General features: G+C 72.9%; 15 protein-coding genes. 10 read left to right on the top strand and 5 right to left on the bottom strand.

Annotation, left to right across the window (positions count from 1 at the left end; genetic code table 11):
- Positions 1-99 precede the first annotated feature (99 nt).
- Positions 100-420: a ferredoxin gene (gene fdxA, locus RLT58_RS12140; protein WP_065490770.1), complete on the top strand. Its 321-nt coding sequence runs from the start codon at positions 100-102 to the stop codon at positions 418-420.
- A gap of 120 nt (positions 421-540) precedes the next feature.
- The gene (gene dapC, locus RLT58_RS12135; RefSeq protein ID WP_311310408.1) at positions 541-1635 is read left to right on the top strand and encodes a succinyldiaminopimelate transaminase; all 1095 of its coding nucleotides are present in this window, start codon (positions 541-543) and stop codon (positions 1633-1635) included.
- A gap of 76 nt (positions 1636-1711) precedes the next feature.
- Here dapC and RLT58_RS12130 read toward each other — a convergent pair whose 3' ends face one another.
- Positions 1712-2140, bottom strand: a complete 429-nt coding sequence (locus RLT58_RS12130; RefSeq protein ID WP_311310407.1) for an ATP-binding protein — start codon at positions 2138-2140, stop codon at positions 1712-1714.
- 286 nt (positions 2141-2426) lie between these two features.
- Positions 2427-3338 (bottom strand): VldE C-terminal domain-containing protein, encoded by a 912-nt coding sequence (locus tag RLT58_RS12125; protein ID WP_311314493.1) that lies wholly within the window; start codon positions 3336-3338, stop codon positions 2427-2429.
- A gap of 86 nt (positions 3339-3424) precedes the next feature.
- Here RLT58_RS12125 and dapE point away from each other — a divergent pair, with 86 nt between their 5' ends.
- Both dapE and RLT58_RS12115 read left to right on the top strand, forming a co-directional pair.
- Positions 3425-4504, top strand: a complete 1080-nt coding sequence (gene dapE, locus RLT58_RS12120) for a succinyl-diaminopimelate desuccinylase (RefSeq protein WP_311310406.1) — start codon at positions 3425-3427, stop codon at positions 4502-4504.
- Positions 4505-4600: 96 nt separating this feature from the next.
- Positions 4601-5386, top strand: a complete 786-nt coding sequence (locus tag RLT58_RS12115; protein ID WP_311310405.1) for an LOG family protein — start codon at positions 4601-4603, stop codon at positions 5384-5386.
- A 58-nt stretch (positions 5387-5444) separates the two neighbouring features.
- Here the strand turns inward: RLT58_RS12115 and folP are convergent, their stop codons facing one another.
- The gene (folP, locus tag RLT58_RS12110; protein WP_311310404.1) at positions 5445-6317 is read right to left on the bottom strand and encodes a dihydropteroate synthase; all 873 of its coding nucleotides are present in this window, start codon (positions 6315-6317) and stop codon (positions 5445-5447) included.
- A gap of 121 nt (positions 6318-6438) precedes the next feature.
- Between folP and RLT58_RS12105 the strand changes: the two genes are divergently transcribed.
- Together RLT58_RS12105 and RLT58_RS12100 are read left to right on the top strand one after the other, a co-directional pair.
- Entirely contained in the window at positions 6439-6867 is a 429-nt protein-coding gene (locus RLT58_RS12105; protein WP_311310403.1) for a DivIVA domain-containing protein, read from the top strand.
- Entirely contained in the window at positions 6864-7448 is a 585-nt protein-coding gene (locus tag RLT58_RS12100; RefSeq protein WP_311310402.1) for a DNA-3-methyladenine glycosylase I, read from the top strand. The genes RLT58_RS12105 and RLT58_RS12100 overlap by 4 nt, the downstream gene beginning before the upstream one ends.
- A 49-nt stretch (positions 7449-7497) precedes the next feature.
- On the opposite strand, the gene RLT58_RS12095 is transcribed toward RLT58_RS12100, so the two are convergent.
- A complete protein-coding gene (locus RLT58_RS12095; protein WP_311310401.1) occupies positions 7498-8319 on the bottom strand; it encodes a 2-cyclohexenylcarbonyl CoA isomerase in 822 nt (273 codons plus the stop codon).
- A 313-nt stretch (positions 8320-8632) separates the two neighbouring features.
- On the opposite strand from RLT58_RS12095, the gene RLT58_RS12090 reads away from it, so the two are divergent.
- Positions 8633-8800: a DUF3117 domain-containing protein gene (locus RLT58_RS12090; protein WP_003966491.1), complete on the top strand. Its 168-nt coding sequence runs from the start codon at positions 8633-8635 to the stop codon at positions 8798-8800.
- Between the two features lie 66 nt (positions 8801-8866).
- On the opposite strand, the gene RLT58_RS12085 is transcribed toward RLT58_RS12090, so the two are convergent.
- Complete coding sequence (locus tag RLT58_RS12085; protein WP_311310400.1) at positions 8867-9532, bottom strand: O-methyltransferase; 666 nt, start codon at positions 9530-9532, stop codon at positions 8867-8869.
- Between the two features lie 183 nt (positions 9533-9715).
- Here RLT58_RS12085 and sigE point away from each other — a divergent pair, with 183 nt between their 5' ends.
- The 3 genes from sigE (at position 9716) to RLT58_RS12070 (ending at position 13384) form a co-directional block, all read left to right on the top strand.
- On the top strand, positions 9716-10477 hold the full coding sequence (gene sigE / locus RLT58_RS12080) for an RNA polymerase sigma factor SigE (RefSeq protein WP_311310399.1): 762 nt from the start codon (positions 9716-9718) through the stop codon (positions 10475-10477).
- On the top strand, positions 10474-11469 hold the full coding sequence (locus tag RLT58_RS12075) for an anti-sigma factor family protein (RefSeq protein ID WP_311310398.1): 996 nt from the start codon (positions 10474-10476) through the stop codon (positions 11467-11469). Before sigE ends, RLT58_RS12075 begins: the two co-directional genes overlap by 4 nt.
- 121 nt (positions 11470-11590) lie before the next feature.
- Positions 11591-13384, top strand: coding sequence for a S1C family serine protease (locus RLT58_RS12070; RefSeq protein WP_311310397.1), 1794 nt, complete (start codon positions 11591-11593; stop codon positions 13382-13384).
- The last annotated feature ends 75 nt before the right edge of the window (positions 13385-13459 follow it).

The following is a 13459-nucleotide window of genomic DNA, read 5'->3' as shown; positions in this document are numbered from 1 at the left end:
TGTTCGGATCGTGCCCGGGAACGGAGATACTAGGTGCGGGCATCGACGACGCCGCGCTCCCGCGCGAGAGCCAACGCCCTACCGAGGAGGAACGACAGCGTGACCTACGTCATCGCGCAGCCTTGTGTCGACGTAAAGGACAAGGCCTGCATCGAAGAGTGCCCCGTCGACTGCATCTACGAGGGCCAGCGGTCCTTGTACATCCACCCGGACGAATGCGTCGACTGCGGAGCCTGCGAGCCGGTCTGCCCGGTGGAAGCCATCTTCTACGAGGACGACACCCCGGAGGAGTGGAAGGACTACTACAAGGCGAACGTCGAGTTCTTCGACGACCTCGGGTCCCCGGGCGGTGCCTCCAAGCTCGGTCTGATCGAGCGTGACCACGCGTTCGTCGCCGCGCTGCCGCCCCAGAACCAGTAGCAGCGTCCCGGCACGTGCGTCGCCCCGGTCCCGTACGGCTCGTCACCGTGCGGGACCGAGGTGTTTTCCGCGGCCCCGCACAGCCGCCCGCGTGAACCCCGTACGAGAAAGCAGAGATCCGTGTCCGCAGTCTCCTCCCGCCTCCCGGTCTTCCCCTGGGACAGGCTCGCGCCCTACAAGTCGACGGCCGAGAGCCACCCGGACGGGATCGTGGACCTGTCCGTCGGTACGCCCGTCGACCCGGTGCCCGAGCTGATCCGGCAGGCGCTCGTCGCCGCCGCGGACAGCCCCGGCTATCCGACGGTGTGGGGGACCGCCGCGCTGCGCGACGCGCTCACCGGCTGGGTGGAGCGGAGGCTCGGCGCGGTCTCGGTGGCCCATGAGAACGTGCTGCCGGTCGTCGGCTCCAAGGAGCTGGTGGCCTGGCTGCCGACCCAGCTCGGCCTCGGCGCCGGCGACAAGGTCGCCTACCCGCGCCTGGCCTACCCGACGTACGAGGTGGGCGCCCGGCTCTGCGGCGCCGAGCCCGTCGCGTACGACGACCCGACCGAGCTGGACCCGGCCGGACTCAAGCTGCTCTGGCTCAACTCCCCGTCCAACCCGACCGGCCGGGTCCTCGCCAAGGAGGAGCTGATCCGGATCGTCGCCTGGGCGCGCGAGCACGGCGTCCTGGTCTTCAGCGACGAGTGCTACCTGGAACTGGGCTGGGAGGCCGACCCCGTCTCCGTGCTCCACCCGGACGTCTGCGGCGGTACGTACGAGGGCGTCGTCGCCGTCCACTCGCTCTCCAAGCGCTCCAACCTCGCCGGCTACCGCGCCGCGTTCATCGCGGGCGACGCGGCCGTGCTCGGCGAGCTGCTGCTGATCCGCAAGCACGGCGGGATGATGACGGCCGCGCCCGTCCAGGCGGCGACCGTCGCGGCGCTCGGCGACGACACGCACGTGGCCGAGCAGCGCACGCGGTACGCGGACCGGCGCGCAGCCCTGCGCACGGCCCTGGAGGCCCGCGGCTTCCGGATCGAGCACAGCGAGGCGAGCCTCTACCTGTGGGCGACCCGCGACGAGCCCTGCTGGGACACCGTGGCCCACCTGGCGGAGCTGGGCATCCTGGTGGCGCCCGGGGACTTCTACGGCCCGGCGGGCGACCGTTTCGTCCGGGTGGCGTTCACGGCCACCGACGAGCGCGTGGCGGCCGCGGTCAAGCGGCTGGGCTGAGCCACCGGCACACGCGTGAGGGCCTCGGGAGTGCGCACTCCCGAGGCCCTCACGCGTGACTGCGCCGTGCTGCCGGTCAGCCGAGCGACAGGCCCTTGGTGGGCAGGCTCTGCGTCGGCAGCGCGCCGAGGGCGTCGGTGGACAGGGCGCCCGTGGCGGTCTTGCCGAGGGTGTCGACGGCGTCGCCCTTGGCGGCCTTGCCGACGGTCTTCTTCGCCGCGGGGGCGGCCTTGCCGCCGGCCTCGCCGAGCGTCTTGGTCGCCACCGGCAGCGTGGTCCCGACGACCTTGCCGCCGGCCTCGGCCGCCGTGGCGGCGGCCGGGGTGGCCGCGCCTTCGACCGTCTTGCCGAGGCCGGAGCCCTCGACACTGGTGAGACCGCCGAGGTCCGGGGTCTGCGGGAGCTCCGCGGCACCTGCGGCGCCGGCCGCACCGACCACGGGGGCCGCACCCGCCGCGATCAGCAGCGCGGTACGGGCGATCCGACGGGTCAGGGGGAGGGACATGATGCTCCTTCGACGAGGTGGGAAATCCGGTGTCCGTGGGTCGGACGCCATGACAACCGTCGTGGGGGCGGGTGAGGTTGCGGTGGGGCAACGTAAAGACTGGGTAATGCGTCAGATAATCCGCAGCGGAGGAACCCGGGCGGACAAGACATTCGGCCGCCGCCCGCCGAACCGTCACTTCCCTTGCCCCGCAAGCGAATCGAAGCGATATCAGGAAGGTGTACGGGGTGCCGCGCGGCGCCCGTTCACAGGTGGGGCGGACCCCCTGTACGGGTGACGGAACGCACTAACGCACGAGGCGCATTCGGACCTCGCCGGTGTCCGATTTTCTGCTTTCCCCGCCTCCTCCGCTCTGGTCGCGCCACCCCGAGCCCGCCCGCCACACCCGGCCCGCGTACGCGACCTCCTCGACGCCCAGCGCCTCGGACTGCGCGACCGCCCAGTGGGCCAGCTCCCAGCCGTGCTGCGGCGCGCCGCCCTCGGCCGAGCGGCGGACCGGGCGCACCGGCACCGCGAGCGCGTCGGGAGCCGTCGCACCCGCCGCCGGGGCCTCCCGCGCCCTGTCGGCGGCATCCGGCAGCACACCCTTGCCGAAGACCCGGACGAGGGCGTCCCTGACCTTGGACGCGTCACCCGTCCCGGCGGTGGTGCGCGGCGGCACACAGTCCAGCGCGCCCGGCGTCCGGCCGGTCAGCGCGGCGGCCAGCAGCGCCGCGTCCGGCTCGTGCTTCGCGTACGCCTGCGGGAAGCCGCTGCGCTGGACGCGCTGCGCGGCCTCGGTCAGGGGGAGCCGCGAATAGCCGGGCACCTCGGCCAGGCGCTGGTAGAACTTCCCGGCCGAGTAGACCGGGTCCAGAATCTCCTTCTCGGTGCCCCAGCCCTGCGAGGGCCGCTGCTGGAACAGCCCCAGCGAGTCACGGTCGCCGTGCTCGATGTTGCGCAGCCCCGACTCCTGGAGCGCCGTCGCCAGCGCGATGGTCACCGCGCGCTCCGGCATCCCCCGGGTGGTGCCGACCGCGGAGATCGTCGCGGCGTTCGAGGCCTGCTCGGGGGTGAGCCGGTACGTACGCCCCCGGCCGGACGAGCCGTCCGCCGACTGGACGGTGCACCCGGTGGACCCTCTGCTGCCCGAAACGTACTGAACAGTCAGATATCCGCCCAGCGCCGCGAGGACGGCGAAGGCGGCCGTGATACGCAGGCGACGGCTGCGGCCGGTGCGTCGGCGGGCAGCGGGAACAGTCCGGGGCACGGGGCCACCGTACGCGAGGGACTAGGGTCGTAGCCATGGCCGAAAGCACGCTTGACCTCACCCTGGACGGGCCCGCCCTCACCGCCGCGCTCGTCGACTTCCCCTCGGTCAGCGGGGAGGAGAAGGAGCTCGCCGACGCCATCGAGTCGGCGCTGCGGACCCTGCCGCACCTGACCGTCGACCGGCACGGGAACAACGTCGTCGCGCGGACGAACCTGGGCCGCGGCGAGCGCGTCATCCTGGCCGGCCACATCGACACCGTGCCGATCGCCGACAACGTGCCCTCCCGGCTCGACGCGGACGGCCTGCTGTGGGGCTGCGGGACCACCGACATGAAGTCCGGCGTCGCCGTCCAGCTGAGGATCGCGGCCACCGTGCCCGAGCCCAACCGCGACCTCACCTTCGTCTTCTACGACAACGAGGAGGTCGCCGCCCACCTCAACGGCCTCGGCCACATCGCGGACGCCCACCCCGACTGGCTGGAGGGCGACTTCGCGATCCTCCTGGAGGGCTCCGACGCCGAGGTCGAGGGCGGCTGCCAGGGCACCCTGCGCGTCTTCCTCCGTACGGAGGGCGAGCGGGCCCACTCCGCGCGCAGCTGGATGGGGTCCAACGCGATCCACGCCGCCGCCCCGGTCCTCGCCCGGCTCGCCGCCTACGAGCCGCGCCGGCCGGTCATCGACGGCCTCGAGTACCACGAGGGCCTCAACGCCGTACGGATCGAGGGAGGCGTCGCCAACAACGTCATCCCGGACGCCTGCACGGTCGTCGTGAACTACCGCTACGCCCCCGACCTCGGCCCCGACGAGGCCCTGGCCCACGTCCGCGAGGTCTTCGACGGCTGCGGCGTCGCCGAGTTCACCGTCGACGACCACTCGGGCGCGGCCATGCCGGGCCTCTCCCACCCGGCGGCCAAGGCGTTCATGGACGCGGTCGGCGGCACCCCCCGGCCCAAGTTCGGCTGGACCGACGTGGCGCGCTTCGGCGCCCTCGGCGTCCCCGCGGTGAACTACGGCCCAGGCGATCCGGTCTTCGCGCACAAGCGCGACGAGCACGTCCGGGTGGACCGGATCGTCCGGTGCGAGGAACGCCTCCGCTCCTGGCTCACGATCTGACCCTCCGCATTCCCCTGTCCGTAACCTCCGGCGATCTACGCTGGCGGGAGACGGGGCGTCGCAGGGCGCCCCGGATGTCGGCGGAGGGAGCAGGTCATGGGCAACCCCGAGGATGCGCGGATCCCCGAAGGTGCGGAGATCCCCGAGGGCGCGGTCAGGCCGGAGGAACAGCGGCTCGGCCCGGTGCTGCGCCGCAGGGACCAGGTGCAGCCCGGCACCACGGACCAGCGGCTGCTGGACTCCGAGGGCGACTCCGAGTGGGTGCACACCGACCCCTGGCGGGTGATGCGCATCCAGTCGGAGTTCGTCGAGGGCTTCGGCGCCCTCGCCGAACTGCCGAGCGCCATCAGCGTCTTCGGCTCGGCCCGCACGGCGGCCGGCACCCCGGAGTACGAGGCGGGCGTACGGATCGGCCGGGCGCTCGTCGAGGCGGGCTTCGCGGTGATCACCGGCGGCGGGCCCGGAGCGATGGAGGCGGCGAACAAGGGGGCGCGGGAGGCCAAGGGCGTATCGGTCGGCCTCGGCATCGAGCTGCCCTTCGAGTCGGGCCTCAACCCGCATGTCGACATCGGCGTCAACTTCCGCTACTTCTTCGTCCGCAAGACGATGTTCGTGAAGTACGCCCAGGGCTTCGTCGTGCTGCCCGGCGGCCTCGGCACCCTGGACGAGCTCTTCGAGGCGCTCACCCTGGTCCAGACGGGCAAGGTCACCCGCTTCCCGATCGTCCTGTTCGGCACGGCCTACTGGGGCGGCCTGGTGGACTGGCTCCGCGACACGGTGATCGCCCAGGGCAAGGCCTCCGCGAAGGACCTCCTGCTGTTCCACGTCACGGACGACGTGGACGAGGCGGTGGCCCTGGTGACGAAGGAGGTCGGCCGCTGACCGCCGGTGCCTGAGGCGCGGGGTCCGGAGCGGAGCCCCGGGGCAGGCCCCGCCCCGGCTACGCCAGCCCGCGCCGGGCCACCGCCGGCGCCCGGTGCCCCGCGATCGACGCCACCATGTCCAGCACATCCCGCGTCTCGGCCACCTCGTGCACCCGGTACACCCGCGCCCCCAGCCACGCGGAGACCGCCGTCGTCGCCAGCGTCCCGAGCAGCCGCTCCCTGACCGGCCGGTCGAGCGTCTCGCCCACGAAGTCCTTGTTGGACAGGGACACGAGAACCGGCCACCCCGTCTCCGCCATCTCCCCGAGGCGGCGCGTCGCCTCCAGCGAGTGCCGGGTGTTCTTCCCGAAGTCGTGACCGGGGTCGATCATGATGCCGTCCGGCCGGACACCCAGCTCCACGGCCCGCTCGGCCAGCCCCGCGGTCACCTGCAGGATGTCGGCCATCACGTCCTCGTACCCCACCCGGTGCGGCCGGGTCCGGGGCTCGGCCCCGCCCGCGTGCGTGCACACCAGCCCGGCCCCGTACCGCGCGGCGACCTCCGCCAGCTTCGGGTCCACCCCGCCCCACGCGTCGTTCAGCACATCCGCGCCGGCCTCGCACACGGCCTCGCCGACGTCGTGGCGCCAGGTGTCGACGCTGATCACCACGTCCGGGTGGCGGCGGCGCACCTCGGCGACGAAGCCGACCGTGCGCCGGGCCTCCTCCTCGGCGGAGACCTCCTCGCCGGGCCCGGCCTTCACCCCGCCGATGTCGATGATCGCGGCCCCGTCGGCCACCGCCTGCTCGACCCGGGAGAGCGCGGGCTCGTCCTGGAAGGTGGCGCCCTGGTCGTAGAACGAGTCCGGGGTGCGGTTCACGATCGCCATGATCACCGGCTCGTGCGCACCGAACTCGCGCCGCCCCAGCCTCAGCGCACCGCTTCGCATCCCGTGACTCTCCCTGTGAATCCCCCGGCGGATCTCCAGCCGGGACCGACTGCCGACCCTAACTGTCAGTGCCGCATGGCACGATCGGACCCGGACGAATTCCACTCCCGGGGAGATGCGCGTGTTCTGGTTCTTGCTGCTCGCGATGGTGGTCGTGGTCGCCGCGGTCACCCTGGCGGTGGTCGGTGGAGGGAAGAGCGCCGTCCTGCAGGACGTGGCGCCCGAGCAGCTGACGGATCCGCTGCCCGCGACGCGCCCGGTCGGCCGGGCGGATGTCGAGGCCCTGCGGCTGCCCGTCGCCGCCCGGGGCTACCGGATGGCCGACGTGGACGACGCGCTGGGCCGGCTCGGGGCCGAGCTCGCCGAGCGGGACGCCCGGATCGCCGAGCTGGAGTCGGCGCTCGCCGGCGCGCAGGCGACGCGGTCCGGCGGCCCCGGCCTGCTCAAGCCGGGCCCTGAGCAGCCGCACGAGGGGTGGCACGCACCGGAAGGCCCCCCGCGTCCCGCCGAGGGCGCCGAGGGGCACCCCGGCGAGGAGACCGGCCGATGAGCGATGCCCTGCCCGCCCCGGACGGCGGACTGCGCTGCCCGTGGGGCCTGTCCACCGAGGACTACCTCGCGTACCACGACACCGAGTGGGGCCGTCCGCTCCACGGCGACGACGCCCTCTTCGAACGGCTGTGCCTGGAGGCGTTCCAGTCCGGGCTGTCCTGGCTGACGATCCTGCGCCGCCGGGAGGGCTTCCGCACCGCGTTCGCCGGGTTCAGCATCCCGGCGGTGGCGGCGTTCACGGACACCGACCGGGAGCGCCTCCTCGCCGACGCGGGCATCATCCGCAACCGGGCGAAGATCGACGCCACCCTCGCCAACGCCGGGGTGCTGGCCGGCTGGAGCGCCGGTGAGCTGGACGAGCTGATCTGGTCGTACGCCCCCGACCGCGCGAGCCGGCCCGCACCGCGCACCCTCGGGGACGTACCGGCCGTCACCCCGGAGTCCACGGCCCTGTCCAAGGAGCTCAAGAAGCGCGGACTGCGCTTCATCGGGCCGACCACGGCCTACGCGCTGATGCAGGCGTGCGGACTGGTCGACGACCACCTCGTCGACTGCGTGGCGCGCGGCGCCGAGGCGTAGGCCGGCCGCACCCGAGAGCCGATCGGGAGCAGACCCAGGGCGTGCCGCCCTAGCGGCCGACGTACTTCGGCTTCTCCTTGTCGAGGAACGCCTGCACCGCGATCCCGTGGTCCTGCGACGCGCCCGCCCTCGTCTGGAGTTCGTCCTCCTTCTCCAGCGCCTGCAGAAGGGTGTGCCCGGCCCCGTAGGCGAGCGACTCCTTGAGCGCCGCGTAGGCCACCGTCGGGCCGTTGGCCAGCGCGCGGGCCACGGCGGTGGCCTCGGCTACGAGGTCGGCGGCGGGGACCAGGCGGTTCACGATGCCCAGCTCATGGGCGTCCTGCGCGGAGATCGAGCGCGGGAAGAGCAGCAGGTCTGCGGCGTGGCTCCGGCCGATCAGCCGGGGCAGCGTCCAGGAGACGCCCGAGTCGGCCGTGAGGGCGACCCCGGCGAACGAGGTGTTGAACGAGGCGGTGTCGGCGGCCACCCGGTAGTCGCAGGCGAGCGCGAAGCCGAGACCCGCGCCGGCGGCGGCACCGTTGATCCCGGCGACGACCGGCTTCGGCATCTCCGCGAGGGCCCGCACGATGGGGTTGTAGTGCTCCTGCACGGTGCTCAGCGCGTTTCCGCCGCCCGACGCGCGGACCTCGGACAGCTTGCCGAGATGCTCCTTGAGGTCCTGGCCGACGCAGAAGGCCCGTCCGCCCGCGGCGGTGAGCAGGACCGCCCGCACCTCGGGGTCGGCGCCGGCGGCCCGCAGGGCGTCGCGCAGCGCCACCTTGGCCGCGGTGTTCATGGCGTTCATCGCGTCGGGGCGGTTGATCGTGATCGTCGCGAGTCCGTCGCTCACCTCATGGAGCACGGTGTCCTCGTGATCTGCCTGACCGGCCATGTGCGATCCCCTCTGCGTGTCGTTCACCAGCGTGTCCACGCAAGCATGGCCGACTTCGGCGGAGGCGAACATGTGACCTGCGTCTAACAATTCCGCCCCGTTGGAGGGGTGAAGGGGACGGAGTATCGCAGTCGGATCGCCGAATTGGGTGGTTTTGAGCGAGCGCGTTGCGCAAGCGATGCAGAGCGATGTTGGTCATCGGGGTCTCCGATGCGGGATAATGGCCTGGAAGCAATGTGTTCGATGCCGGTGAGGCAGCGCCTGTCATGGGGCCGCCGGTTGCGATGAGCTGGTTTCAGGAAGGGGAACGAGCATGGCGGCCATGAAGCCGCGGACGGGCGACGGCCCGCTCGAGGTGACAAAGGAGGGGCGGGGCATCGTCATGCGCGTTCCGCTCGAAGGCGGCGGTCGGCTTGTCGTGGAGCTGACTCCGGACGAGGCCGATGCCCTCGGCGATGCCCTCAAGAAGGTCGTCGGCTGAGCAGAGGCGCCCACACTTCACCGCTGCCCGGCACGGTCTCCGTGCCGGGCAGCGGTGCGTCCGGGGTCAGCCCCGCCGTACCGCGCACAGCAGGCCGTCGCCCACCGGCAGCAGCGTCGCCATCAGCTCCTGGCTCTCGCGGACCGCGCGCAGCAGCTCCCGCAGCCGCAGCACCTCCGCCGGCTGGGCGGCCGAGTCGACCGTGCGACCGTCCGCGAAGACGCCCTCGAAGCAGACGAGACCCCCAGGTCGCAGCAGGCGCAACGATTCAGCGAGCACGTCCAGCGACTCCATCCGGTCGCCGTCGCAGAACACGAGGTCGTACCCCCCGTCCGCCAGCCGGGGCAGGACGTCAAGGGCGCGGCCGGGGATGAAGCGGGCCCGGTTAGCGGCGAAACCCGCAGCCCGGAAGGCCTCACGGGCGAACTGCTGGCGCTCGGGTTCCGGGTCGACCGTGGTCAGCACCCCGTCCGGCCGCATGCCGTGCAGCAGATAGATGCCGGACACGCCGGTGCCGGTGCCGATTTCCGCCACCGCCTTGGCGTCCGTGGTGGCAGCGAGCAGACGCAGCGCTGCGCCGGTGCCTGGCGACACCGAGCGGAGCCCTGCCTCCCGGGCCCGGTCCCGGGCCCAGCGCAGTGCTTCGTCCTCGGCGACAAAGGCGTCGGCGAACGCCCAGCTCGTCTGCCGGTTGGCGGTAATGACCCTCTCCTGACCCCGTAGTTGGCGCAACGGTGACTGTATCCGCTGGACCCGGGAACCCGCAGATGGGACCGGGCGTTGTGAAAGGACAGGGGAAAGCCCGTGAATCAGGCCCGCGGACCGGGTCCGGGAATCACGGGCAGGCGGTTCCCGGGGCGATCCCCGGCCCCAGCTGGAAAAAAGGCTTATCCGGAGCTAACGGGCGAGGTGGCTATGGTAGGGGCTCCACTGGACACCACCAGAGCCGACAGGGGAGGTGCGGCTGCGCCTGTGGATCGGGGAGGAGTGCTGCGGCGCTTTCTCAGGTCGGCGGGTGAGCCGAAATCCGTGACCAACATTGCTGACCGTTCTTCCAACGACTCCGCACCGACCGCGACCTTCGCCTCCGATGCGGAATCCCAGGCGTGGACGCCGCCCACATGGGAAGAGATCGTCAGCACGCACAGCGGTCGTGTCTACCGCCTTGCCTACCGACTGACGGGTAACCAGCACGACGCCGAGGACCTCACGCAGGAGGTCTTCGTTCGGGTGTTCCGTTCGCTGTCGACCTACACGCCCGGCACCTTCGAGGGCTGGCTGCACCGCATCACGACCAATCTGTTCCTGGACATGGTCCGCCGCAAGCAGCGCATCCGCTTCGACTCCCTCGGGGACGACGCCGCCGAGCGGCTGCCCAGCCGTGAGCCGTCGCCGCAGCAGGTCTTCAACGACACCCACTTCGACGCGGACGTCCAGCAGGCGCTGGACACCCTCGCGCCCGAGTTCCGGGCCGCCGTCGTGCTCTGTGACATCGAAGGACTTTCGTACGAGGAGATCGCCGCGACGCTCGGCGTGAAGCTCGGCACCGTACGCAGCCGTATCCACCGCGGCCGCTCGCACCTGCGCAAGGCGCTCCAGCACCGTTCGCCCGAGGCCCGCGCCGAGCAGCGCTCGCTGGCGGGTGCCCTCGTGGCGGGGGAGGGCGGCTCGGCGTGAGCGGTACGGATCCGACCTCCGCGGAACAACACCTGGGGGACCGGCTCGCCGCGCTTGTCGACGGCGAGCTGAAACACGACGCCCGCGACCGGGTGCTCGCCCACCTCGCGACCTGTACCAAGTGCAAGGCCGAGGCCGCCGCCCAGCGGCGCCTGAAGAGCGTCTTCGCACAGTCGGCCCCTCCCTCCCCCTCCGAGGGGTTCCTGGCCCGCCTCCAGGGCCTTCCCGGCGGACCGGGCGGTGACGACGACCGGCAGGGAAGACCACTGGGCGGCTCCGGGCGCTTCGGTGACGGAGTCTTCCCCGTGATGCAGCCCCCGGGCGGTGCCTCGGACCAGGCCCGTGACGGCGGCCCCCTCGACTTCGGCTATCTCCCCGCGCTGCACGGTCCGACCGCGCTCCCGGGCGGTCCGGCCGGCTCCGTCTTCCGGATCCATGAGTCCGGCCGCGAGAACGACCGCTCGCCCTGGCGGGGCCGCAGGTTCGCCTTCGCCGCGGCCAGCGCCGTCTCGCTGGCGGCCATCGCGCTCGGCGGCGCCCTGCCGACGAACGCCGGCTCCGGCCTCCCTTCCCGGGCCGCCGGCTCGGGCAACACCGTGACCCCCATCGACGCCCAGGCCCGCGCCGGGAACGGCACGGCGGTCAGCCGCCGGGGCGGCGGCGGCCAGGGCACGCGCTCGTCCGCCGGTGAGCGCCAGGCCCCCCTCGTCGTGAACGCCGCACCGCTGGCGTTCTCCTCGGCCCCCTCGCTGCTCGGCGGCGGCTCCGGCCGGGTCACGGGGAACCCCTTCGGGCTGCCCGTGCGGGCCAACGTGTCCGCGCCTTCGCTGATACGCCCCGGCGGATCCGGCTCCCTGCTCGCCCAGGGCCTGGGCAGCGGACTCGCCCCGGTGTCCCCGGCCCCCTCCGCGACGTCCTCCTGGACGCCCACATCGGCCGCCGCGAAGCCGGCCTCCGCCGATCACGGACTGCCGCTCTCGCCCCGTCGCTGAGCCCGGTCGCCGTACGGGCCGCGCGGGTCCTGCGCAAACCTGGTTGAATTCCGGCAGGATTTCGGGAGGGACGCCCCCGCTGGGGCGTGCGGAGGCCGGTTGCGGCAGTTGCGGGGAGAACATGGACGACGGGAAGCCCACCGAGCCGAAGGCGAAGTGGTGGAGCCGGCCCACACCGGGGCGCAGCACGAGCACCGCGCCCCAGGAGCCGTCGCCCGTCGAGGACGCGGTGCCGGACGCGAGCGACACGCCGGACGTGAGCGATACCCCGGCCCTCGGCGACGCCCCCGACGCGGGTGCGCCTCAGGATGCGGGTGACGCCCCCGACGCGCGGCCCCAGGAGCCCGTGACCTCGGAGATCCAGGTCCCGGCGCAGCAGGCCGCGAAGCCCCTGCACGAGCCCGACCAGTACAGCACCCCGCCCTACGGCGGCCCCGGCCCCTGGGCCCCCGCCCCGCCCGTCCAGCGCCCGACCCCGGCGCACGGCACCCCCGTACCGCCGCCCTACGCGGGGCCGAACGGCTCGGGCGCGAGCGGCGCCGGGACCAACGGCGCGGGCATGACGCTGGCCCCGGCCCCCGCGGCCGTACAGGCACCCGTGGCGGCCCAGGCCCCTGCCTACCCGCCCCCGGCGGCCCCGCAGCAGCCCCAGCAGCCCCACCACGCCCAGCAGCCGCAGCACGCGCCGCCGCAGCCCCAGCCGCACGCCCCGTCGCCCCAGTGGCTCCAGTACGACCCCTGGGGCGCGCCCCGGCAGCCCCTCGTCACCAACCCCGGCCCGCCGCTCGGTCCGGAGGGCGCCCGGCGCAGGAGGCGCGGCCCGGTCCTGATCGGGGCGCTCCTCCTGGCCCTGGTCGCGGGCGGCATCGGCGGCGGGATAGGCGCCTACATCGAGCGCAACGGCGGCCTCACCCAGGTCGAACTGCCCCAGGACAAGCGGGACGGCGGCGGCCGCGCCCCGGACAGCGTGGCCGGGATAGCCGCCAGTGCCCTGCCCAGCGTGGTGACCCTGCATGTCAGCGGCACCACCGAGTCCGGCACCGGCACCGGCTTCGTCCTCGACAACCGGGGCCACATCCTCACCAACAACCACGTGGTCGCCCCGGCCGGCGCCTCCGGCGAGATCACCGTGACCTTCAGCGGCGGCGAGACCGCCGACGCCGAGGTGGTCGGCAAGGACAGCGGCTACGACCTGGCCGTGGTCAAGGTCAGCGGCGTCTCCGGGCTGAAGCCGCTGCCCCTGGGCAACTCCGACAATGTGCAGGTCGGTGATCCGGTGGTGGCCATCGGCGCCCCGTTCGACCTGTCGAACACCGTCACCTCCGGGATCATCAGCGCCAAGGACCGGCCGATCACCGCGGGCGGCGAGAAGGGTGACGGCAGCGACGTCAGTTACGTCGACGCGCTCCAGACCGACGCCCCCATCAACCCGGGCAACTCCGGCGGCCCGCTGGTGGACACCGACGCGCACGTGATCGGGATCAACAGCGCCATCCGCGCCGCCGACAGCGGCTCGGCCACCGAGGGCGGCCAGGCCGGCTCCATCGGTCTCGGCTTCGCCATCCCGATCAACCAGGGCAAGCGGGTCGCCGAGGAGCTGATCAACACCGGCAAGGCCACCCACCCGGTGATCGGCGTCACACTCGACATGAAGTACACCGGGGACGGCGCCAAGGTCGGGCCGAAGGGCGCCGACGGCAAGTCGTCCGTGACGGCGGGCGGTCCGGGGGCCAAGGCCGGCATCCGGCCGGGCGACGTCATCACCGAGGTGAACGGACAACGGGTGCACAACGGCGAGGAGCTGATAGTCAAGATCCGCTCGCACCGGCCCGGTGACCGACTGGAGCTGACACTGACCCGCGCGGGTAAAGAGCTGTCCATGAACGTGACGCTCGGCTCGGCAACGGGCACGTGACGGGCCCGGGACGCTACCGTCCGGACAGCTGCGCCGGGTACCGTGGGCCGAGTCCGGACCTCATCCGACCTGGTC

The organism is Streptomyces sp. ITFR-16, from assembly GCF_031844705.1.
In the GTDB taxonomy this organism is placed as follows: domain Bacteria; phylum Actinomycetota; class Actinomycetes; order Streptomycetales; family Streptomycetaceae; genus Streptomyces.
This window is presented reverse-complemented; position numbering and strand designations above follow the sequence as displayed.